Origin of the sequence: Bradyrhizobium sp. SPXBL-04, assembly GCF_051853035.1 — a bacterium.
Taxonomy (GTDB): domain Bacteria; phylum Pseudomonadota; class Alphaproteobacteria; order Rhizobiales; family Xanthobacteraceae; genus Bradyrhizobium; species Bradyrhizobium zhanjiangense.
The window spans coordinates 4107646-4127543 of sequence record NZ_CP182472.1; the positions used below are offsets into that span (position 1 = coordinate 4107646).

The following is a 19898-nucleotide window of genomic DNA, read 5'->3' on the forward strand; positions in this document are numbered from 1 at the left end:
ACGGATGCGCTGCCCGAACTGCAACAGTCTCGATACGCAGGTAAAGGACTCGCGTCCGACCGAGGACTCTTCTGTCATCCGCAGGCGGCGCGTATGCGTCGCCTGCAATTTCCGCTTCACCACCTTCGAGCGCGTGCAGTTGCGCGAGCTCACGGTGATCAAGCGCAACGGCCGCCGCGTGCCGTTCGACCGCGACAAGCTGATGCGCTCGGTGCAGATCTCACTCCGCAAGCGGCAGGTCGAGCCGGAGCGGGTGGAGAAGATGGTCTCCACCATCGTGCGCGAGCTCGAGACCGGCGGCGAGGCCGAGATCTCCTCCGAGGTGATCGGCGAGACCGTGATGGAGCATCTGCGCACGCTCGACGACGTCGCCTATGTGCGCTTCGCCTCCGTCTATCGCAATTTCCGCGAGGCCAAGGATTTTGCCGACGTGCTCGGCGAGCTCTCCGGTGAGGAGGAAGCGCGGCTCGCCGCGATCCGCAAATGATCTTCCGCATATTGGAGGATCAGTTCGCGCAGAAGGCCCGTGAGGCCAAGGATGCCGATCTCCGCTTCATGCAGCTGGCGCTTTCGCTTGGGCGCCGCGGGCAGGGTCGCACCTGGCCGAACCCGGCCGTCGGTGCGGTCATCGTCAAGGATGGGGTCATCGTCGGCCGCGGCTGGACACAGCCCGGAGGGCGGCCGCATGGCGAGCCCGAGGCCTTGCTGCGGGCCGGCGAGGCGGCGCGCGGCGCCACGCTCTACGTCACGCTGGAGCCATGCTCGCATTTCGGCAAGTCGCCGCCTTGCGCCGATGCGGTGATCGCCGCCGGCATCAAGCGGGTGGTCGCCGCGATCGAGGATCCCAATCCGGAAGTTGCCGGCCAGGGCCATGCGCGTTTGCGGGCAGCCGGCATCGTCGTGGATGTGGGTCCATGCGCTGCGGAAGCCGCGTTCGATCACGCCGGCCATTTCCGCCGCATCCGGGACAAGCGTCCGCACGTGATCCTGAAGCTCGCGGTCTCGCCCGACGGCAAGATCGGCGCGGCCGGCGGCAAGCCGGTTGCGATCACCGGCGAGGCGGTGCGCAATCGCGTGCATCTCTTGCGCGCGCAGAGCGATGCCATCCTGGTCGGCATCGGCACGGTGTTGGCAGATGATCCGCTTCTGACCTGCCGCCTGCCGGGCATGGCGGCGCGCTCGCCGGTGCGGGTCGTGCTCGATCAGAGCCTACGGATACCCGGCGCAAGCAAGCTCGTTCGCACCGCGCGCGAGACGCCGCTCTGGGTGGTGAGCTCTGAACTCGCCGAAGCCGCGGCCGCCACGCGGCTTGGCGCGGCCGGTGCGCAAATGTTGCGCGTGCCGCCGGTCGGTGCATCAGGGCTCGATCTTGCGGCCGTGTTGTATGCGCTGGCCGAGAAAGGCACCACGCGGCTGCTGGTCGAGGGCGGCAGCCGCGTTGCCGCGTCCTTTGTGGCGGCCGACCTCGTCGACGAAATCTGGCTGTTCCGCGGCACGGAAGAGGTGGGCGCCGGCGGCGTCGATGCGCTCGATGCATTGCCCCTGTCGAAAATCACGCAGTCGCAGGCCTACAAGGTTCATGCTAGCGAGACATTCGACAGGGATACTCTCACCGTTTACGAGCGCTCGTAATGTTCACTGGCATTGTCACCGATATCGGCGAGATCGTCAGCTTCACGCCAACGGCGCAGGGGCAGCTGCACCGCCTGCGCATCGCCTGCCGTTATGATCAGACCACCATCGCAGATGGCGCCTCGATCGCCTGCAACGGCGTCTGCCTCACCGTGGTCGCCTCCGGCATTGAGGGGAATAAGACCTGGTTCGACGTCGATGCCGCCGCCGAGACGCTGGCGCTGACGACCGCAAAACACTGGAAGATCGGAACAAAGCTCAACCTCGAGCGGGCGCTCAAGATCGGTGACGAGCTCGGCGGCCACATCGTCGCCGGCCATGCCGACGGCATCGCGACGCTTCTCAGCCGCGAGGACCTGCCCGACATGGCGCGGTTCGAGCTCTCGACGACGCGCGAGCTGGCGCGCTTCATCGCCACCAAGGGCTCCGTCACGCTCGACGGCGTGTCGCTGACCGTCAATACGGTGAAAGACACGACCTTTTCGGTGCTGATCATCCCGCACACGCTGACGGTGACGACGATCGGCGGCTGGAAGGCGGGGCACGAGGTCAATATCGAGGTCGATCTGATGGCCCGCTACGCGGCGCGGCTGACGGAAATGAAGTGACCGGCGCAGCCGGAACGACGGTTTAAAACTTGGCTTACCCGCCTGCGGCGACTACATAACGCGCCGACCACTGTAGAACGGATTGAACGATGGCAGACGCGCGGCGCGCACCCCTGAAGGACCAGACCGACATCTCCGGCGCACGCGCGCTGATTGTCGAGGCGCGGTTCTATGACGATCTCCAGGACGCGCTCCTGGACGGCGCAGTCGCCGAGCTGAAGGCGGCCGGCCTGACCCATGACGTCATCACGGTTCCCGGCGCGCTGGAGATTCCGGCAGCAGTTGCCATCGCGATCGACGCGGCTGCGGCGAACGGCAGGCCCTATGACGCGGTGATTGCGCTCGGCTGCGTGATCCGCGGCGACACCATCCATTTCGAGATCGTCTCGCAGGAATCCTCGCGCGCGCTGATGGATCTTGCGGTGGCGCGAAAGCTACCGCTCGGCAACGGCATCCTCACCGTCAACACCGAGGCGCAGGCCTGGGCGCGGGCACGCGCCAGCGAGCTCAACAAGGGCGGCGATGCCGCACGTGCCGCGCTTGCGATGCTGCGCATCAAACGCCGCCTGGCGCAGGCCTGAGCCATGGCCGACAACAACAAAAAGCCGGCGGGCGCTCCGGAGAAGAAGGCGAACCGCCGCGGCGCGGCGCGGCTTGCCGCCGTGCAGGCGCTGTACCAGATGGACATCGCGGGAGCCGGCATCAACGACATTTTTGCGGAGTTCGAGAGCCATTGGCTCGGCAACGAGGTCGAGGGCGACACATACCTGCCGGCAGAGGCCGCCTTCTTCCGCGATGTCGTCTCCGGCGTCGTTCGCGACCAGAAGAAGCTCGATCCGCTGATCGACGAGGCGCTGTCGAAGGGCTGGCCCTTGAAGCGGATCGAGGCGATCCTGCGGGCGGTGCTGCGCGCAGGAGCCTACGAATTGGAGCACCGCAAGGATGTGCCGGGTCGCGTGGTGATCTCCGAATATGTCGACGTTGCCAACGCTTTCGTCGATCGCGAGGAGACTGGTATGGTCAACGCTGTGCTCGACCAGATTGGCCGCCAGTTTCGCGGTGACGAGTTCGGGCGGGGGTAATTGAGACGACGACTTCCGCCGTAGCCGTCACCCTGAGGTGCCGGAGCGAAGCGGAGGCCTCGAAGGGCGGCGGCGTGCCGCTGAGGTCGCACCTCGGCCGTGCATCCTTCGAGGCTCGCAAGGCCTCGCACCTCAGGATGACGGGTCTGCTATCGTGACGCAGGACAAATACCAAATTTCCGGCGAAGACTCCCTCATCGCGCGCTATTTCAAGCCGCTGGCGACCGATCCCGGCGCGTTCGGACTGGTCGATGATGCCGCTATCCTGAGATCTGCGGGCGAGGACATCGTCGTCACCACCGACGCGGTGGTGGAGGGCGTGCATTATCTTGTCACCGATCCGCCTGACGCCATCGCGCGCAAGGCGCTGCGGGTGAACCTGTCCGACCTCGCGGCCAAAGGAGCGGTGCCGGCCGGCTTCGTGCTGACGCTGGCACTGCGCAGCAAGGAGGATGCCTGGCTCAGGCCGTTTGCGGATGCGCTCGGCGAGGACGCCAAGAGCTTCGCGTGCCCGCTGCTCGGCGGCGATACGGTGTCGACCCCGGGACCGCAGATGGTCTCGATCACTGCCTTCGGCCGCGTGCCGCAAGGACGGATGGTCGGCCGCACCGGCGCACGGCCGGGTGATCGCATCCTGGTGACGGGCACGATCGGCGATGCTGCGCTCGGCCTCGGCGTGCTCACGGGCGGCGCTGCGGCCGGCGCGCTGACATCCGATCCCGCTGCACGGGATTTTCTGGTCTCGCGCTATCGCGTGCCGCAGCCACGCAACGTGCTGGCGCAGGCCGTGCGCGATCATGCGACCGCTGCGATGGACGTCTCCGACGGGCTCGCCGGCGATCTGACAAAGCTCTGTGCGGCATCGGGCGTCTCGGCCACGGTCGAGGTGGCGAACGTGCCGCTGTCGGCTGCGGCCGCAAGCCTGATCGCGCGCAACGCTGTTTGCGTCGAGACGCTACTGGCGGGCGGCGACGATTACGAGGTGCTGTGTACCGTTCCGCCGGCACAAAGCGATGCGTTGATCGCAGCCGGGCGGACGGCAGGCCTCGCCGTCACCGCCATTGGCACGATCATCGAGGGCGGGGCGCCACCGCGCTTCCTGGATGGGCAGGGCCAGGAACTGATCTTGAAGCGGCTGTCGTACAGCCACTTCTAGGAATTGCTCCAAACCGGCATCTTAGTTCTCCGGACTGGCCTAAATACCTGCCGAGATCGGCCGTTTCGGCCTTATCCGGCGTTGCACCCTTAATTTGATTTTGGCAAGCTTGCGACCGACTGGGGCCGCCCCTTCGGGCAAGGGGCGGCTTTGTTCAAAATCAAGGCGCCGCACCGCACGACGGACAACAAAAGGCGCCGGGGGTACATCAAGGATCTGAGGCAAAAAATCACATGACAGCATTATGGTTGATAGTGCTCTGCGGAGTGCTTTCCGTCGTCTACGCGATTTGGGCGACGTCTTCGGTGTTGGGCGCGGATGCGGGGACGCCGCGCATGCAGGAGATCGCAGGAGCGGTGCGCGAAGGCGCACAGGCGTATCTGCGGCGCCAGTACACCACGATCGGTCTCGTCGGCATCGTCATCTTCTTGCTGCTTGCCTATTTCCTCGGGGTCTATGTCGCGATCGGTTTTGCCATCGGCGCCGTCCTATCAGGGGCGGCCGGCTTCATCGGCATGAACGTCTCGGTCCGCGCCAATGTGCGCACCGCGCAGGCCGCGACGACCTCGCTCGCCGGCGGCCTCGAGCTCGCTTTCAAGGCGGGCGCCATCACCGGCCTTCTGGTCGCCGGTCTCGCGCTGCTCGGCGTCACCCTCTATTTCGGCTTCCTGGTCCATTCGCTGAAGCTCGCGCCCGACAGCCGCACCGTGGTCGACGCCATGGTGGCGCTCGGCTTCGGCGCCTCGCTGATCTCGATCTTCGCCCGTCTTGGCGGCGGTATCTTCACCAAGGGTGCGGACGTCGGCGGCGACCTCGTCGGCAAGGTCGAGGCCGGGATCCCCGAGGACGATCCGCGCAATCCCGCCACCATCGCCGACAACGTCGGCGACAATGTCGGTGACTGCGCTGGCATGGCCGCCGACCTGTTCGAGACCTATGCGGTGACCGCGGTCGCCACCATGGTGCTCGCGGCGATCTTCTTCGCCAAGACGCCGATCCTCGCCAACATGATGACGCTGCCGCTCGCGATCGGCGGCATCTGCATCATCACCTCGATCATCGGCACCTTCTTCGTCAAGCTCGGGCCGAGCCAGTCGATCATGGGCGCGCTCTACAAGGGCCTGATCGCGACCGGCATCCTGTCGTTGATCGGCATCGCGCTGGTGATCTACTACCTGATCGGCTTCGGCAAGCTCGAGGGCGTCGACTTCACCGGCATGGCGCTGTTCGAATGCGGCGTGGTCGGTCTCGTCGTCACGGCGCTGATCATCTGGATCACCGAATACTACACCGGCACCGACTACCGTCCGGTGAAGTCGATTGCGCAGGCCTCGGTTACCGGCCACGGCACCAACGTGATCCAGGGCCTCGCGGTCTCGATGGAAGCGACCGCGCTGCCCGCGATCGTCATCATCGCCGGCATCCTGGTCACTTACAGCCTCGCCGGGCTGTTTGGCATCGCGATCGCGACCGCCACCATGCTGGCGCTGGCCGGCATGATCGTCGCGCTCGACGCCTTCGGCCCGGTCACCGACAACGCCGGCGGCATTGCCGAGATGGCGGGCCTGCCCAAGGAGGTGCGCAAGTCGACCGACGCGCTCGACGCGGTCGGCAACACCACCAAGGCGGTGACCAAGGGCTACGCGATCGGCTCGGCCGGTCTCGGTGCCCTGGTGCTGTTCGCGGCCTACAACCAGGACCTCAAGTTCTTCGTTGCGGACTCCGCGAAACACGCCTACTTCGCCGGCGTCAATCCGGACTTCTCGCTTAACAACCCCTATGTGGTGGTGGGCCTGCTGTTCGGCGGCCTCTTGCCGTATCTGTTCGGCGCGCTGGGCATGACCGCGGTCGGCCGTGCGGCCGGCGCGATCGTCGAGGAGGTCCGGCGTCAGTTCCGCGAGAAGCCGGGCATCATGCAGGGCACCGACAAGCCCGACTACGGCAAGGCGGTCGACCTGCTCACCCGCGCGGCGATCAAGGAGATGATCATCCCCTCGCTGCTGCCGGTGCTGTCGCCGATCGTCGTCTACTTCCTGATCTACGCGATCGCAGGCGGCGGCGTGGCCGGCAAGTCGGCAGCGTTCTCGGCGGTCGGCGCGATGCTGCTCGGCGTGATCGTGACCGGCCTGTTCGTCGCGATCTCCATGACCTCAGGCGGCGGCGCCTGGGACAACGCCAAGAAGTACATCGAGGATGGCCATTTCGGCGGCAAGGGCTCTGATGCCCACAAGTCGGCCGTCACCGGCGACACCGTCGGCGATCCCTACAAGGACACGGCCGGCCCCGCAGTGAACCCGATGATCAAGATCACGAACATCGTGGCCTTGCTGCTGCTGGCGATTTTGGCGCACTGAGCGGCGGCGGCGACACAAGACAAAACCCCGCGGCGCGAGCCGCGGGGTTTTTGCTTGGCAGGCCGAGCCCTCTCACCACGTCATTGCGAGCGCAGCGAAGCAATCCAGAATTTTTCGGCAGAGGCAGTCTGGATTGCTTCGTCGCAAGAGCTCCTCGCAATGACGAAGGTGGCGATCACTGCACGTCCATCTGCAACCCTTCCTTCTGGATGATGCCGGCGAACTTCTTCGTCTCGGCGTCCACGAAGGCGGCGAATTGCTCTGGCGTGCCGTAGTCGGCGCGGGCGCCCATGGCTGCGATCTGCTTCTTGATGTCGTCGCGCTCCAGCATCGCCTTGACCTGAAGATTGAGCGCGTTGAGCACCTCGGGTGAGACCCCCTTCGGCAGGAAGACGGAGAACCACGAGGATACGTCGAAGTTCGTCAGCTCCGGCGCGCTCTCGCGCATGGTCGGCAGGTTCGGCGCGAGCTCGCTGCGCTCGGTCGTGGTGACGCAGAGGCCGTTGAGCGTGCCGTTCTGCACCTGCGGCAGGCTCGGATAGAGATTGTCGAACAGGATCTGGATGTCGCCGGCGAGCGCGGCCTGGAGCGCGGGGCCGGCGCCGCGGAACGGGATGTGGGTCATCTTCAACCCGGTGAGCTGGAGAAACCAGGCGCCGGTGAGATGCGGGCTCTGGCCGACGCCGGAGGAGGCGTAGCTGAGCTTGTCCGGATTGGCCTTCAGGTACGCGATCAGCTCGGCGATCGATTTGATGCCGGTCTTCGGATGCGCCGAGACGATGTTCGGGATCCGGATCATGTTGGAGACCGGCTGAAGCTGGTCCGGCTTGTAGGTGAGGTTCTTGAAGATGCTGTAGGCGATCGCGTTCGGTCCGGGGTTGCCGACCAGGATGGTGTGACCATCAGGCTTGGCCCGGACCACCTCGGCCGTTCCGATCGTGCCGCCGCCGCCGGAGCGGTTTTCCACGACCGCCGACTGGCCCCAGGCGGTTTGCAGCTGTGCGGCGAGCAGCCGGCCCATGACGTCGGTGGAGCCGCCGGCCGCCGCCGGCACGACGAGGCGAACGTTCTCGGTCGGCTTCCAGTCAGCCAGGCTCGATCGCGGCAGGATGGCTGCGGCCGACAGACCGGCAACGCCGGTGAGCACGCGACGGCGGGACAACGAAATGTTCTGAAGTTTCTTGGGCACGAATCCTCTCCCTGCTTCTTGTTTTGCCGGGAGCGTAGGGAACCCGGCGCGCGGCGGCAAGCCGCGCGCGAGGGCAAGTGCCGCGCGGAGGGCGGCACGACGCCGCAGGTTCAGTTAAAGCTGAGCAGCTTGAACAGCGGCGCGAGGTAGCTCATCTCCTGGCCCGACGTCGCCGTGGTGCGGCTGATGAAGTCGAAGATCTTGCCGTCCTGGAGGCCATAATTCGCCAGCCGGCGCACGCGGCGGTTCTTGTCGAAATAGATCGCGATGACGCGCTGGTCGACCACCTTCTGGTTCATGAAGGCGACCATGCGCTCGGAGCGCTGCGAGATGTAGTAGAACACTTCACCGTCGAGGGTCGCGACCGTGGAGGGCGTGCCCATCACGATCAGCACTTGGTCCTGGCTCGCGCCGATCGGAATCTGCTCCAGCGCGCCGGGCGGCAGGATGTAGCCCTTCTGGAACTGCTCACCGGTGCACCCGGCGAGGGCGGCGCCGACCAGAGCCACGGCCGTGAACATGCGCAGGCCGCGCCAGCGTGCATGAAGGCCGCGCTTGTCCGCGCGCAGGCCAGTCTGGTTCGTCATCGTCATTGCGGAATTGATTCCGTCCCCTTGCGTCGCGCGAGGCGCTGAAGTACCGGGCGGAGGCTCTGAATGCAACACGCGCGCGCCCGCTTGCGGAAACCACAATGCTTTGGCCGTTCAATCACTTCAGGAAACCCCGGCTAACCCCGCCGGGCACCATTGAAGCCATCTATGGCATGATCGTGACGCAGGCGCGAGAACCCATATTTTACCGTGACTTGGACGTACCAGATACGGTTAACGGGCGTTTCGACCTGTTGCTGCTGCATCTCTGGCTGCTGCTGCGCCGCCTGCGCACCGTCCAGGGCGCCACCGGGCTGTCGCAGGCGCTGTTCGACCGCTTCTGCGAGGACATGGACGACAATCTGCGCGAGATGGGGGTGGGCGACCAGACCGTGCCGAAGCGGATGCGGGCTTTTGGCGAGGCGTTCTATGGCCGCGTCCAGGCCTATGACCAAGCCATGGAGGGCGGGCGCGAGGCGCTGGCATCGGCGATCTGCAAGAATATCTTGAATGGGACCGGCATGGATCAGGCGCAGAGGCTCGCGGCCTATGCCCGGGCCACGGAAGCCGATCTCGGCCGGACCGACGAGGCCGCGCTTCTGCGCGCGTCCTTCAAGTTTCCCTCGGCACTCCCAAAGGATGTCACGCCATGAGCCGACCGACGACCGGATCCCAGCCCGATCCCTGGCGGGCGCCCGTGATCGTGGCACAGGTCCCCGACACCGGCCTGCATCGCGAACTCGAGGCCTCGGCGGCCGAGCGGCAGGCTATGGCCGAGATCGCGGGCCTGCGGGAGATCCTGTCCGCTCATGCCAGCTTCGATGTCGTGCCGAAAAGCGGCGGGCGGGTCGAGGTCACCGGGCTGGTCCGCGGCCGGATCGGCCAGACCTGCGTCGTCACGCTCGATCCGATCGAGAGTGAGATCGAGGAGGAGGTGGACCTGATTTTCGCTCCCGAGGCCGAGGCGCGCCGGCTCGCCGACCTCATCGAGGAGGGGCAGGACGATCAGGAGCCGCCTGATGTCGCCGACCCTCCGGAGGCGATCGTCAATGGCATCATCGATCTCGGCCGTCTCGCCACTGACGCGCTGTTCCTGGCGATCGATCCCTATCCGCGCAAGGAGGGGGCCGTGTTCGAGGCGGAGGTCACGGCCCCCGATTCGGAGGACCATCCATTCGCAGCCCTGAAGGCACTTCAGGACAGGAAAAAGGGCAAATAGCTCGGCATTTCTGGCGGGACCGCTTGGGGCGGGACACGAGCCGTTTGCTGCGATGGTTTGAAGAACGGTTATATCCGTTTGATTTCAAGGCGTTCCCTGCCGATCCATGGGTTCGCTCGCGGATCGTCCTGAATGCAAAAGGCTGGGGGCAAGAGGTTGTTTCGGGGTAACAAAACGCTATTGTCGCGCCCCGGTTCGGGTGCGGCGTGGCGCTTGGCCAGTCGCCATGTCCGTGGCGAACCCATTTTGCGGCCCCGCTAGCTCAAGACCGCACGAGACCAGGTTTCCAGGACTTTCATGCCAAGCAAGGTTCGCATCGCGCTGGACGCCATGGGAGGCGATGTCGGCCCCGCCGTGGTGATTCCCGGTGCTGCCATCTCGCTGGGCAGGCACCGCGATAGCGAATTCCTGCTGGTCGGGGACCGCGCCAAAATCGAGCCCGAGCTCGAAAAGCACCCCGCGCTCAAGGCCGCCTCGAAGATCATTCATACCGACGTTGCCGTCAGCGGCTCGGACAAGCCGAGCCAGGCGCTACGGCGCGGCCGCAAGACCTCCTCGATGTGGCTCGCGATCGATGCCGTGAAGAAGGGCGAGGCGGATGTCGCGATCTCCGCCGGCAACACCGGCGCGCTGATGGCGATGGCTCGCTTCCACTTGCGCACGCTGCCGGGCATCGACCGTCCGGCCATCTCCGCGATATGGCCGACCAGGCGCGGCGAGTCGGTCGTGCTCGATCTCGGCGCCACCCTTGGCGGCGATGCGCACCACCTGGTGTCGATGGCGGTCATGGGCGCGGCCAAGGCGAGCGTGCTGTTCAACAAGACGCGGCCCACGGTCGGGCTGCTCAACATCGGCGCCGAGGAGATCAAGGGCCACGAGGAGATCCGCGAGGCCAGCGAGATCCTGCGCGCGAGGAACCTGCCCGAGCTCGACTACATCGGCTTCGTCGAGGGCGACGGTATCGGCAAGGGACTGGCCGACGTCATCGTGACCGAGGGTTTTAGCGGCAACATCGCGCTGAAGGCCGCCGAGGGAACCGCGCGCCAAATGGCGGAATTACTCCGCAACGAGATGGAGCGGAGCTGGCTGTCCAAGCTCGGCTATCTCTTTGCGCGCAGCGCCTTCCAGGCCCTGCGCGACAAGATGGACCCCAACAAGTCCAATGGCGGCGTGCTGCTTGGGCTGAACGGGGTGGTGGTCAAGAGCCACGGCGGAACCAACGCCGAAGGCTTTGCCTATGCGATCGATGTTGGCTATGAGATGGCTCACTACGATCTCCTGAACAAGATCAATCAGATGCTCAACCGCGAGGGCGGTGCACTCAGTTCCGTGCAGGCCGCGCAGGAGGCTGTTTCGTGACGAAAATCCGTTCGGTCGTGCTCGGCTGCGGCTCTTATCTGCCGGAGCAGGTGGTGACCAACGCCCAATTGGCGGCGCGCATCGACACCTCCGACGAGTGGATCGTACAGCGGACCGGCATCCGTGAACGGCACATCGCGGCCGAGGGCGAGTTCACCTCGCACCTGGCGCTGAGGGCAGCGCAGGCTGCGCTCACCGATGCGGGCGTTGACGCGCAATCGATCGAGCTGATCGTGCTGGCGACCTCGACGCCGGACAATACGTTCCCAGCAACCGCGGTCGCCGTGCAGCACGGGCTCGGCATCAACCATGGCGCGGCGTTCGACCTCCAGGCGGTCTGCTCCGGCTTCGTGTTCGCGCTCGCCACCGCCGACAATTTCCTGCGCACAGGCGCCTATAAGCGCGCGCTGGTGATCGGCGCCGAGACCTTCTCGCGCATCCTCGACTGGAACGACCGCGGCACCTGCGTGCTGTTCGGCGACGGCGCCGGCGCGGTCGTGCTGGAGGCGCAGGAGCAGCCCGGCAATGCCGCGACCGACCGCGGCATTGTGACCACGCATTTGCGCTCCGACGGCCGCCACAAGGCAAAGCTGTTCGTCGACGGCGGGCCGTCCTCGACCCAGACCGTCGGCCATCTGCGCATGGAGGGCCGCGAGGTCTTCAAGCACGCGGTCGGCATGATCACCGACGTGATCGTCGATGCGTTCCAGGCGACCGGGCTCAACGCCGGCAGCATCGACTGGTTCGTGCCGCACCAGGCCAACAAGCGAATCATCGACGCCTCCGCCCACAAGCTGCATATCGCCCCGGAGAAGGTGGTGCTGACGGTGGACCGGCACGGCAACACCTCGGCGGCCTCGATTCCCCTGGCGCTCGCGGTGGCGCGCAAGGACGGCCGCATCAAGAAGGGCGACCTGGTCCTGCTGGAAGCCATGGGCGGCGGCTTCACCTGGGGCTCTGCCCTCGTGCGCTGGTAGCAACAGTCGATAAAATTTTGCCGGAATCAGCGCGATTATCGATGCCTCTGCATTGATGAGCGCTGTTGACCGCCGTATCGTAACCTCCTAATTTCAGACAACAATTGTTCGCCGTGATGTGGGGCAGGGCGATGACCGAGACCAGCAAAACCGTAACGCGTGTTGATCTGTGCGAAGCCGTCTACCAGAAGGTGGGACTGTCGCGCACGGAGTCGTCCGCCTTCGTGGAACTCGTGCTGAAGGAGATCACCGACTGCCTCGAGAAGGGCGAAACGGTGAAATTGTCCTCGTTCGGCTCGTTCATGGTGCGCAAAAAGGGTCAGCGCATCGGCCGTAACCCGAAGACCGGCACTGAGGTGCCGATCTCGCCGCGCCGGGTGATGGTGTTCAAGCCGTCGGCGATCCTGAAGCAGCGGATCAACGCCCAGCACCGCACCAACGGCGATGGCAGCAAGGTTCAACCCGAGGCGTAACCGCCTATCGGAAAGGATTGGCATTTGGACAAGGCGCCGGATGCGTTCCGAACCATCAGCGAAGTAGCGCAGGAGCTCGACATTCCGCAGCACGTGCTGCGGTTCTGGGAGACCCGTTTCTCCCAGATCAAGCCGATGAAGCGCAGCGGCGGCCGCCGCTATTACCGCCCCGACGACGTCGACCTGCTCAAGGGCATCCGCCGCCTGCTCTACGGGGAGGGCTATACCATCCGCGGGGTGCAGCGGATCCTGAAGGAGCACGGCGTCAAATCGGTGCAGGGCCTCGCCGACAGCGCCGCCGCGGTCTCGTTCGGCGCCATCGAGGACGCCATCGGCGCGAGCCTGATGGAGCCCGAGGACGAGGCGCCGATCAAGGGCGTCACCGACACCGACGATGACGACTATCAGGGCAACGAGGAGGAAGGCATCGACTTCCGCTTCGCCGAGATCGACGACGAGGACATCCTCACCACCTTTCGCAAGGGCGGCGCCGCTGCCGCACCCGCCGGCCCCAGCGCGCTCGACCGGGAACGGCTTGGCCGTGCGCTCGCCGACCTCGTCGCAGCCAAGGAAATGCTGGATCAGGCTCTGAAGGACGGGTGAGGGGCCGCTTTCCGCCCGCTTTGCAGGGAGTTCCGGGGGCGGTGGCTGATAAGCCAAAATGCTGCAGCCTCGCCTTGCGCAAAGCGGCGATCCTAGCTAATGGAACGACATTCGGAGCGTGGCGCAGCCCGGTTAGCGCACTAGTCTGGGAGACTAGGGGTCGGAGGTTCAAATCCTCTCGCTCCGACCATTTTTCTCAAACGATCTGTCGGGTGGATTGACCGTCGGCGTGGGGGCCTGCTCCCAGCCGCGACGGATGCGTGTGCGCCAGAGGCGCTGGCCGCTTCGGCGCCGGTGCATCAAAAAGTCGAAAAACAACCCCATGCACAGTAGCGATGTCATTGGAAAATAACGTTTTTCCGAATCGATTTGACGCGTCGGGCAAAACAGGGGCGTAATGTCAGCATGCCAGCGGTGTCGTGATGGGAAAGTATCTCCGACAGCCGGCTCCGTATCCCGTGTTGGTGATGCGCGCGGAATTCGGAGTGCGCCATTTGCGAAGCGTCGGCGCGCTCGCCAAGTTCGGATGGCGCGAAATGCAAACAGCGTCAAAATAACGATCATATTGCGATCGTTGCGCGCCTCAACGTTGTGAATGGGCGATCGCTTGCGACCCAGGATCGGGGGACCAAACGGCTGCCTTGACCCGCAACTTGGGCAGGCAGCAGCGTTCCCAGAGACCGAGTGTCCGCAGTCGTAGCAATCGATCAGTTTCTTGAACTGTCCCATGCCGGGGCGGTGTTACTCTGCCGCCCCTCTTTTAAAGCGATTGCGGATGGCGATCATAAAATTGACTATATATAATTTATTTAATGTGATTTAATATTGGAGCGTTAATTGTACAGTGCCCGTGCCTGAGCTTGGCCTAGAACGCTGGGCATCTCCTCAGCCACGCATCTTGGGGTAATCTGCAGGGACCCGGGTGGCATGGATCGAGATCACCTTGACGCGATGTCCATTGATGAGTTGTGGGCGCTGCACACCGACGTGGGGCGCGTCCTAGCTGTCAGGCTGATCGCAGCAAAGCGCGAACTTGAAGAGCGGCTTAGTCAGCTCGGCAGGAGCGCAGACTGGGAGGAACCGGGGAAAAAGCACTAAGGCGCACGACAGAGCCTCCGGCACGAGTGTTATAATTCGTGATTAATTTGAATTAACTTTATTTATTTTTTTGGCCTGCTGTGTGATTTAATTGTTGCCTCGCTATGCAAAAAGCGCGGCGCGGCCTTCCTACTCCATTTCCCATGCGCCCGCTCGGAAGGTCCCGGCCATGACTGGTCTCCATCATTTCCAGAATTCCCCAGCGTCAATGCGATCGGCAGCTCCCTTCGAATGGGCCAACTTGCCCGAGGCGGGCAATCGCGGCGGTCGAGCGGATACAGCTGCCGCTGTTCTTCGGCACCGCTTCGAAGCGCTCGCTGCTCAGATTGCCGAATTGGAAGCACTGCGCGAACGCGTCCTTGAGGCTGAGCAGAAGATCGCCTTTTGAGTTGGCAACTACCTCCGCTCACGTCGGCCGTCCGCGCCAGATGAAGCGCCTGCCACAGCGCAGCAGCACCAATTGCTCGTGCCATGAACGACGATCAGCGCACATAAGCAGGTGGGCACCGTCACTTCTCCGCCAGCTTAATCGTTGCCACAGGCCACTTTCCGGGATGGCCAGCAATGGAAAGACGCAAGCCGTGCGCTTCGTCCAAGTACAATTCCTCGACAGTCCCTGCTGTACCGTCCGTGAGCACCACCGCCTTACCGATCAATTCTGTCTCGGCTTCGTGATATTCGCGTAGAATAGCAGAGGCGTGAGCTTCAGCCCGAGGCATCTGCCGCATCTCGTCCTGGCTATGCGAGCAAAACCGTCGAGACTGAACTGCGTTCCTTTCGCCTATCGGAGTAGAAAGGGTCGGCGAGACGGAGATCATAACTCCCGATCAATCGCAGCAGCATGGCTGCGGTTCTTCACCTTGATCCAGTGCTTCGGCCGACCGCCTCGGTACGGCCGACGCGCTGTGCAGAGCGTTGAAGTCGCTGATACCGTCGACGCCGAGGATCACGGCCTCGCCATCGATCACAAAGCGCCTCTGCCGGTTTTTCAGCGCGGCCTCAGCAATCCAGAGATAGCGCTTCGTCCAGTCGGTGCCGTTGCGAGAGAGGAGGCGCACGCGCTCATCCCGACACAATGTCGATTAACTTGGATTATTGTTTAAATTTTAAACTGCAGATAAACTGACATTTAATTGGCAGGGACTGCTCGGGGGAGCGCAACCTGAGAGAGGAGAGATCCATGAAGCTCACCTTTGGCGTTCTTTCCGCAGCGGCATTTGCGTTGGCTCTTGCGATGACGACCGTGCCACCTGCCTCGGCTTGCAACGGCAATGGGAATTGTCCCAACGCGCCCGGCCAGAATAAGCCTGGTCATGTCAGTGGAGCCCCCGGACCGATCGCAGGTGCCGGCCTTCCTATTCTCGCGATTGGATACGGCGTGTACTGGCTGGTAAAACGGCGGCGGACCCGCTAGGTCCCCGCAATCGCTCTCACCGATGCAGCTGACTAGCAGCGAGAACTCCAAGCAGCCTCCAAGCGCGGCCTTTCTCGACGCCCAAAAGCCCCACGGCCGGGGCCGTTCCACTCGGGCTTGATGCAGAGCAATCGGAAATTAGTTTAAAAGGATCTCATAGCGACGTTTGAGCCGGTCGCTTGTGGTCTTTGCTGCGTATTGAATGCGTGCAAGGTCGCAGCCTTCCTGCGCGACGACATGCAGCTTCCACTCTGAGGTGCCGGGTCGGTGATCGGGCCCGAACTCAACTTCGATGGACACGACCTTCTCTGTGCCTGGAAAACTTCGGATCTCCTGCAGCGCAATTCGCTCGAGCTCGTCCTTCGACACCGGTGATCTCGACACCGTTCGCTCCTAAGGGTGGAGGCGGCTGCTTGAAGCCGCGCTCAGCTCAATGCAGTCAGTGACCTCGACGTTCCTCCTCAAGATGAGAAGGCGCATCGCGAATCGCTCCAAGCTCGCGCCGATCTTATGATCAGCGCAATTGCTGCAGAGCTTCCGGAGTCAGCTCGTATCGACTCCCCACCTTCTTCAACCAGCGTACTTTAAGCATACGCCTTGACCCGCACAGTGGACGGTTGCCTCCTGGATGAAATAGCAGGCCATCGCGTTCGATCAGATAGCCGTACAGCTGTGCGCTCCGGAGCGGCCTCAGCATTCCCGGTCTCGGGGCGGCCTGGACGCATCCTCTCTGGCGCTGTGAGCAGCCCGAAGAGGAACGGGGAATCGTCCGCTCTGGAACTGGAACCTTGCTTACCCCGTTTGGCTAGCGGGCAGAACAAGGAGAAGGAAACCATGCCCTGCTTTGGGCTGTGCCCACGGTTCTCGTGATCGGTGGCGTCAGCTACTATTTTCTCCGTGTCGTGCACTGATCCTGTTGCTTTGAGCGTTCGGGCGATGCTCGATGGCGCCTAGGTCGACGCTGCAGCACTGCCGGAAGCCCAGCGCACTCCCATTGCCCGGCGCTGGTTTGAAAAGGTCGAACCATGAAGCACGCGCTTCCGACAATCGGAATTGTTCTCGGGCTAGTCGTGACACCTGCATCCGCCGACCCCTGGAAGGATGAGAGCGGCAAAGGCCGATGGGGCTACGATCGTGGTCCTTACCGCGCCTACAACTACGACCGCGAATACAAGCAGGAGTATCACCGAGGCCACTGCAAGATCGAGCGCAAGTGGGGCAAGCACGGCGAGTACAAAGAAGAGACGAAGTGCAAGGGCTATCGCGACTGACGGGCGAGTTCCGGGCCTGCCGCGACTGGTTTACAACCCCAATGAGTCGTGTCGGCTCAGTCAGAACCAGCTCAGTAGTTTCCTGAATTTTCCTTAGTGGAACAAAGGTCTGCTTGCGCCTGGGAGACTGGGGGGAGGTTCAAATCCTCTCGCTCCGACAATTTTTCTCAACATCTGTCGGGTGGATTGACCGTCGGTGGGAGCCTGCTCCCGCCGGCGGCGGATGCGCGCTCACCAGCCCCATGCACAGTAGCGATGTCATTTGGTTTTTCCGAGTCGATTTGACGCGTCGGGCAAAACAGGAGCACGCAGTAGCGTCGGAGTTCTTTTAATTGCGGGCAATTTCGCTTCGGCGCCGGTTGTATGTTCACAACACCTCGGCACGAATCTGAGCCACGCCACGATCCGTAATCCCCAAGCTGCGCGCAGCAGCCAGCGAAAGGTCGAGGACACGACTGCGGACGAACGGACCGCGGTCATTGACTGTGACGATGACGCTTCGGCTGCCGTGAGTGACGCGCAACTTGGTGCCGAAAGGCAGGCGGCGGTGCGCCGCTGTTAGCCGATTACGATCAAACGATGAACCGCTCGCTGTCTTGCCTTTGAAATAAGAATAGTAGGAGGCTTTGCCGGAAAAGACTCGATTAGAAGATTGGGCTCCTAAACGATCTTTCGAGGGCTCTTCCGGAGTCAGAGGTTGCGCTTGCTGTGGGGTCGAAGGTGGCGTCTGCGCTTCGTCCTTCTTTGTCTGGTCGAGGCCTTCAGGAGCTGGCTCCGCCTGAGCTTTTGGAATGATGAACCACCTATCATCGAAAGTTTGCGCGACAGCAGGAGTCGAGTAGATCGCCATCCAAGCTGGGATTGTTGCAATCGCGATCATTCTACAAAGAACTTGCATGATCGGCCTCACGCATGAAACTGACGGACAATGCAACTCATCGGCCGGTGTTCCTGCACAGGCATTCTCGTGCAGACAAAGGTGAATGCATACCGATGGTTCGATGCGTAGTTCCGAGAGTACTTAGGCGCAGCGCAGCAAGCAATTGTCTCGCTGCGGCGCATCACGGCCGTAGATCTGCAACCCGAGGCACGAGATTGCCGCGTCCAGCAGCCGCGTCGAGGCAGCGTTGATGGCTCTCGCCAGCTAGTCTTCCTCGTTGGCGTCTAGAGGCACGTCGTATTTTTTCATCCGGATTGCATTCAGCTTCGAAGTTTTCGCTATCCGCCTAAGCGCTTCCTCGACCTTCGCCGCGACCCGCTTTGCGTCGTCACTTATGCCGCCGATCTTGCGAAGTTCTAGAGGTGCGCAAATGCAGCCTCTGAGCGCTTCGCCCGAGCTATCTTTGAACAGTTGTTCAAATCGTTCCACAGGCACCGCTGCCAACAAGGCCATCTTCTCGCGGTTCAAGCTTTGCACCGACCCCAAATCTTTCTCGAAATTCAGGGCAGGTTGCGCAGACTGCCGCCGCTCCTGGATGATTTGAAGGATACGAGCATCTTTTACCTCGCGATGAAAAGGGTCGTCGGAAGTCCAGAACTCTGTACTGCCGTTCGCTAACGCAAAATCGAGCAAATCAGTCGCGTCGCTAGCGCGACCAATGTCATTGAGTATCGAAATTGCTGCATCAAGGTTCGGGCGCGAAACCACTGCGAAGTTATTTTTGATGCCTTGCACGATGCTGGCGCACACTTCGTCTACATTATCATTAAAGCTGTCGTGGAATGGACGCCAGCACTGTTCGAACGCTTCCATCTGCTTTCGATGGCCCAAGCCAGCTTCGATCTCCTTTGCCTTCGATATTATCTGGTCTGCATCCATGAGGCTCGTTTCAACGAAATTCAATAGCGCGGTATCAAGATCATCCATCGATCCCCAACCGTAACCATCGAGAATTACATCCCATCCCTCTCGTTCGGCGCCGTCACCAACGTTTTCTTCGTCCTGAATTTCGTCACGGCCCATCATGTATCGTTCAAACTCCCCGCGCTTAAGGTAAGTAATTGGCGGCGGGGCGGCTCCGGTATCAAGCTTGCGCCACCCGAACATGACCATCGAGTGAACGATCTGGCGAACCGTATCAGGTGCACATTGGCTGAGAATCTGCCCGTCGAGCATCCGTATAAGACGCTCGATTTTCTTAATGACCCGAATGTTTGAGATATTCAGCTTTTTGCAATGTTCCCGAATGAGGTTGGACAAATCGTCATTTCCGGTGATCGCGATAGCAAGTGCCTCCTCGCTCGTTGGAGCGAGCACAAGATTTGTATCGATAACTTTTTCAAAGTAGTCATCAAACTGCTTCTGTCCGGCATCGTCCAGTTGACCTCTATTGAGAAGAAATACGGCTTTGCATGCGCGCTGCTCGCGTAGGTATGAGATTAAGCCAAAGACGTCCTTCACCGAAATCGACCCGCGCCTTTCAAGGTCATCCACGCAAACGATTTGATTGCGGATCGCTGAAAATAGGAGCGGTTGCGCCTTCGATAATGCACCGCCTAGATATGGAACAGGCGAGGCAGAAAGAGCGCCCGCCAGCTTTTTTCCGCCCTTCAAGGCGGCATTGCCGCCTGAGAGAATGCGTTCGAGACTTGTGCTGCCTTCCGGTAGCAGAAATTCTAGGTTCTCGAATATCGCCGTCTTCATTCCTTCTAGGGAGTCAATTCCGAAGAGCGAGACATAGGAGTATCGCGACAACCCGGTTTCGCGTTTGCTCTGAACGCGATCTAGGATCGTTCGCCATGTATAGGTTTTTCCCACTCCCCAAGCTCCGGTAATGCACAGCACTTCGGGTTCCGGCGAGCGCAGAAAGCGTTCGATCTCGCGTTTTACTGCTTCGGTGGATGTCATTTGGCCAAATCTCGTTAGACTGTTC

At 62.5% G+C, this 19898-nt stretch carries 23 protein-coding genes and 1 tRNA gene; 17 read left to right on the forward strand and 7 right to left on the reverse strand.

Annotated features, from left to right (window positions below; translation table 11 throughout):
• The first annotated feature begins 4 nt into the window (after nt 1–4).
• The 7 genes from nrdR to ACNJX8_RS19395 all read left to right on the forward strand — a co-directional run bounded on the left by nrdR (nt 5) and on the right by ACNJX8_RS19395 (nt 6832).
• A complete protein-coding gene (nrdR, locus tag ACNJX8_RS19365) occupies nt 5–487 on the forward strand; it encodes a transcriptional regulator NrdR (RefSeq protein ID WP_011087793.1) in 483 nt (160 codons plus the stop codon).
• The gene (gene ribD, locus ACNJX8_RS19370; RefSeq protein WP_439361694.1) at nt 484–1632 is read left to right on the forward strand and encodes a bifunctional diaminohydroxyphosphoribosylaminopyrimidine deaminase/5-amino-6-(5-phosphoribosylamino)uracil reductase RibD; all 1149 of its coding nucleotides are present in this window, start codon (nt 484–486) and stop codon (nt 1630–1632) included. The genes nrdR and ribD overlap by 4 nt, the downstream gene beginning before the upstream one ends.
• Nucleotides 1632–2240, forward strand: a complete 609-nt coding sequence (locus tag ACNJX8_RS19375; RefSeq protein WP_128933366.1) for a riboflavin synthase — start codon at nt 1632–1634, stop codon at nt 2238–2240. Before ribD ends, ACNJX8_RS19375 begins: the two co-directional genes overlap by 1 nt.
• An 89-nt stretch (nt 2241–2329) precedes the next feature.
• Nucleotides 2330–2821, forward strand: coding sequence for a 6,7-dimethyl-8-ribityllumazine synthase (gene ribH / locus ACNJX8_RS19380; protein WP_128941835.1), 492 nt, complete (start codon nt 2330–2332; stop codon nt 2819–2821).
• A 3-nt stretch (nt 2822–2824) separates the two neighbouring features.
• Nucleotides 2825–3322, forward strand: coding sequence for a transcription antitermination factor NusB (gene nusB / locus ACNJX8_RS19385; RefSeq protein ID WP_091893270.1), 498 nt, complete (start codon nt 2825–2827; stop codon nt 3320–3322).
• 154 nt (nt 3323–3476) lie between these two features.
• The gene (gene thiL, locus ACNJX8_RS19390) at nt 3477–4478 is read left to right on the forward strand and encodes a thiamine-phosphate kinase (protein ID WP_164940025.1); all 1002 of its coding nucleotides are present in this window, start codon (nt 3477–3479) and stop codon (nt 4476–4478) included.
• A 233-nt stretch (nt 4479–4711) separates the two neighbouring features.
• Entirely contained in the window at nt 4712–6832 is a 2121-nt protein-coding gene (locus ACNJX8_RS19395; RefSeq protein ID WP_128941834.1) for a sodium-translocating pyrophosphatase, read from the forward strand.
• Between the two features lie 175 nt (nt 6833–7007).
• Here the strand turns inward: ACNJX8_RS19395 and ACNJX8_RS19400 are convergent, their stop codons facing one another.
• Together ACNJX8_RS19400 and ACNJX8_RS19405 are read right to left on the reverse strand one after the other, a co-directional pair.
• Entirely contained in the window at nt 7008–8021 is a 1014-nt protein-coding gene (locus ACNJX8_RS19400) for a Bug family tripartite tricarboxylate transporter substrate binding protein (protein ID WP_245474190.1), read from the reverse strand.
• 110 nt (nt 8022–8131) lie between these two features.
• Nucleotides 8132–8614, reverse strand: coding sequence for an outer membrane protein assembly factor BamE (locus tag ACNJX8_RS19405; protein ID WP_164940807.1), 483 nt, complete (start codon nt 8612–8614; stop codon nt 8132–8134).
• A gap of 98 nt (nt 8615–8712) precedes the next feature.
• Here ACNJX8_RS19405 and ACNJX8_RS19410 point away from each other — a divergent pair, with 98 nt between their 5' ends.
• The 8 genes from ACNJX8_RS19410 (at nt 8713) to ACNJX8_RS19445 (ending at nt 14728) form a co-directional block, all read left to right on the forward strand.
• Nucleotides 8713–9264: a ubiquinol-cytochrome C chaperone family protein gene (locus ACNJX8_RS19410; RefSeq protein ID WP_128933370.1), complete on the forward strand. Its 552-nt coding sequence runs from the start codon at nt 8713–8715 to the stop codon at nt 9262–9264.
• Nucleotides 9261–9830, forward strand: a complete 570-nt coding sequence (locus tag ACNJX8_RS19415; protein ID WP_439361695.1) for a YceD family protein — start codon at nt 9261–9263, stop codon at nt 9828–9830. Before ACNJX8_RS19410 ends, ACNJX8_RS19415 begins: the two co-directional genes overlap by 4 nt.
• Nucleotides 9831–10127: 297 nt before the next feature.
• Nucleotides 10128–11189, forward strand: coding sequence for a phosphate acyltransferase PlsX (gene plsX, locus ACNJX8_RS19420; protein ID WP_439361696.1), 1062 nt, complete (start codon nt 10128–10130; stop codon nt 11187–11189).
• Complete coding sequence (locus ACNJX8_RS19425; RefSeq protein ID WP_439361697.1) at nt 11186–12166, forward strand: beta-ketoacyl-ACP synthase III; 981 nt, start codon at nt 11186–11188, stop codon at nt 12164–12166. The genes plsX and ACNJX8_RS19425 overlap by 4 nt, the downstream gene beginning before the upstream one ends.
• Before the next feature lie 131 nt (nt 12167–12297).
• A complete protein-coding gene (locus ACNJX8_RS19430) occupies nt 12298–12639 on the forward strand; it encodes an integration host factor subunit alpha (protein WP_176945860.1) in 342 nt (113 codons plus the stop codon).
• Nucleotides 12640–12663: 24 nt separating this feature from the next.
• Nucleotides 12664–13242: a MerR family transcriptional regulator gene (locus ACNJX8_RS19435; protein ID WP_128933373.1), complete on the forward strand. Its 579-nt coding sequence runs from the start codon at nt 12664–12666 to the stop codon at nt 13240–13242.
• A gap of 112 nt (nt 13243–13354) precedes the next feature.
• Nucleotides 13355–13432 (forward strand) — tRNA-Pro (locus tag ACNJX8_RS19440).
• Nucleotides 13433–14509: 1077 nt separating this feature from the next.
• Entirely contained in the window at nt 14510–14728 is a 219-nt protein-coding gene (locus tag ACNJX8_RS19445) for a hypothetical protein (RefSeq protein WP_128933374.1), read from the forward strand.
• A gap of 121 nt (nt 14729–14849) precedes the next feature.
• Here ACNJX8_RS19445 and ACNJX8_RS19450 read toward each other — a convergent pair whose 3' ends face one another.
• Both ACNJX8_RS19450 and ACNJX8_RS19455 read right to left on the reverse strand, forming a co-directional pair.
• Nucleotides 14850–15059 carry a PRC-barrel domain-containing protein gene (locus tag ACNJX8_RS19450; RefSeq protein WP_439361698.1) on the reverse strand — a complete coding sequence of 70 codons (210 nt, stop codon included), beginning with the start codon at nt 15057–15059 and terminating at the stop codon, nt 14850–14852.
• A 108-nt stretch (nt 15060–15167) separates the two neighbouring features.
• Nucleotides 15168–15398, reverse strand: coding sequence for a hypothetical protein (locus ACNJX8_RS19455; protein WP_249756378.1), 231 nt, complete (start codon nt 15396–15398; stop codon nt 15168–15170).
• A 122-nt stretch (nt 15399–15520) separates the two neighbouring features.
• On the opposite strand from ACNJX8_RS19455, the gene ACNJX8_RS19460 reads away from it, so the two are divergent.
• Complete coding sequence (locus ACNJX8_RS19460) at nt 15521–15754, forward strand: hypothetical protein (protein ID WP_128933376.1); 234 nt, start codon at nt 15521–15523, stop codon at nt 15752–15754.
• Between the two features lie 138 nt (nt 15755–15892).
• Here ACNJX8_RS19460 and ACNJX8_RS19465 read toward each other — a convergent pair whose 3' ends face one another.
• Nucleotides 15893–16123, reverse strand: coding sequence for a hypothetical protein (locus ACNJX8_RS19465; RefSeq protein ID WP_245474193.1), 231 nt, complete (start codon nt 16121–16123; stop codon nt 15893–15895).
• Nucleotides 16124–16779: 656 nt separating this feature from the next.
• On the opposite strand from ACNJX8_RS19465, the gene ACNJX8_RS19470 reads away from it, so the two are divergent.
• Nucleotides 16780–17025, forward strand: coding sequence for a hypothetical protein (locus tag ACNJX8_RS19470; protein WP_439361700.1), 246 nt, complete (start codon nt 16780–16782; stop codon nt 17023–17025).
• 367 nt (nt 17026–17392) lie between these two features.
• Here ACNJX8_RS19470 and ACNJX8_RS19475 read toward each other — a convergent pair whose 3' ends face one another.
• The gene (locus tag ACNJX8_RS19475) at nt 17393–17905 is read right to left on the reverse strand and encodes a septal ring lytic transglycosylase RlpA family protein (protein ID WP_439361701.1); all 513 of its coding nucleotides are present in this window, start codon (nt 17903–17905) and stop codon (nt 17393–17395) included.
• Between the two features lie 264 nt (nt 17906–18169).
• Nucleotides 18170–19873, reverse strand: coding sequence for a P-loop NTPase fold protein (locus ACNJX8_RS19480; RefSeq protein WP_439361702.1), 1704 nt, complete (start codon nt 19871–19873; stop codon nt 18170–18172).
• Nucleotides 19874–19898: the final 25 nt, after the last annotated feature.

Bases quoted from the DNA above. Each gene is read 5' to 3' on its own strand.
- ACNJX8_RS19445 (WP_128933374.1), top strand. From the start codon at position 14,510: ATGACTGGTCTCCATCATTTCCAGAATTCCCCAGCGTCAATGCGATCG.
- ACNJX8_RS19450 (WP_439361698.1), bottom strand. From the start codon at position 15,059: ATGCCTCGGGCTGAAGCTCACGCCTCTGCTATTCTACGCGAATATCAC.
- ACNJX8_RS19460 (WP_128933376.1), top strand. From the start codon at position 15,521: ATGAAGCTCACCTTTGGCGTTCTTTCCGCAGCGGCATTTGCGTTGGCT.
- ribD (WP_439361694.1), top strand. From the start codon at position 484: ATGATCTTCCGCATATTGGAGGATCAGTTCGCGCAGAAGGCCCGTGAG.
- ACNJX8_RS19470 (WP_439361700.1), top strand. From the start codon at position 16,780: ATGAAGCACGCGCTTCCGACAATCGGAATTGTTCTCGGGCTAGTCGTG.
- ACNJX8_RS19415 (WP_439361695.1), top strand. From the start codon at position 9,261: ATGAGCCGACCGACGACCGGATCCCAGCCCGATCCCTGGCGGGCGCCC.
- ACNJX8_RS19480 (WP_439361702.1), bottom strand. From the start codon at position 19,873: ATGACATCCACCGAAGCAGTAAAACGCGAGATCGAACGCTTTCTGCGC.
- ACNJX8_RS19475 (WP_439361701.1), bottom strand. From the start codon at position 17,905: ATGATCGCGATTGCAACAATCCCAGCTTGGATGGCGATCTACTCGACT.
- ACNJX8_RS19375 (WP_128933366.1), top strand. From the start codon at position 1,632: ATGTTCACTGGCATTGTCACCGATATCGGCGAGATCGTCAGCTTCACG.
- plsX (WP_439361696.1), top strand. From the start codon at position 10,128: ATGCCAAGCAAGGTTCGCATCGCGCTGGACGCCATGGGAGGCGATGTC.
- ribH (WP_128941835.1), top strand. From the start codon at position 2,330: ATGGCAGACGCGCGGCGCGCACCCCTGAAGGACCAGACCGACATCTCC.
- ACNJX8_RS19410 (WP_128933370.1), top strand. From the start codon at position 8,713: ATGCTTTGGCCGTTCAATCACTTCAGGAAACCCCGGCTAACCCCGCCG.
- ACNJX8_RS19395 (WP_128941834.1), top strand. From the start codon at position 4,712: ATGACAGCATTATGGTTGATAGTGCTCTGCGGAGTGCTTTCCGTCGTC.
- ACNJX8_RS19405 (WP_164940807.1), bottom strand. From the start codon at position 8,614: ATGACGATGACGAACCAGACTGGCCTGCGCGCGGACAAGCGCGGCCTT.
- ACNJX8_RS19430 (WP_176945860.1), top strand. From the start codon at position 12,298: ATGACCGAGACCAGCAAAACCGTAACGCGTGTTGATCTGTGCGAAGCC.
- nrdR (WP_011087793.1), top strand. From the start codon at position 5: ATGCGCTGCCCGAACTGCAACAGTCTCGATACGCAGGTAAAGGACTCG.
- nusB (WP_091893270.1), top strand. From the start codon at position 2,825: ATGGCCGACAACAACAAAAAGCCGGCGGGCGCTCCGGAGAAGAAGGCG.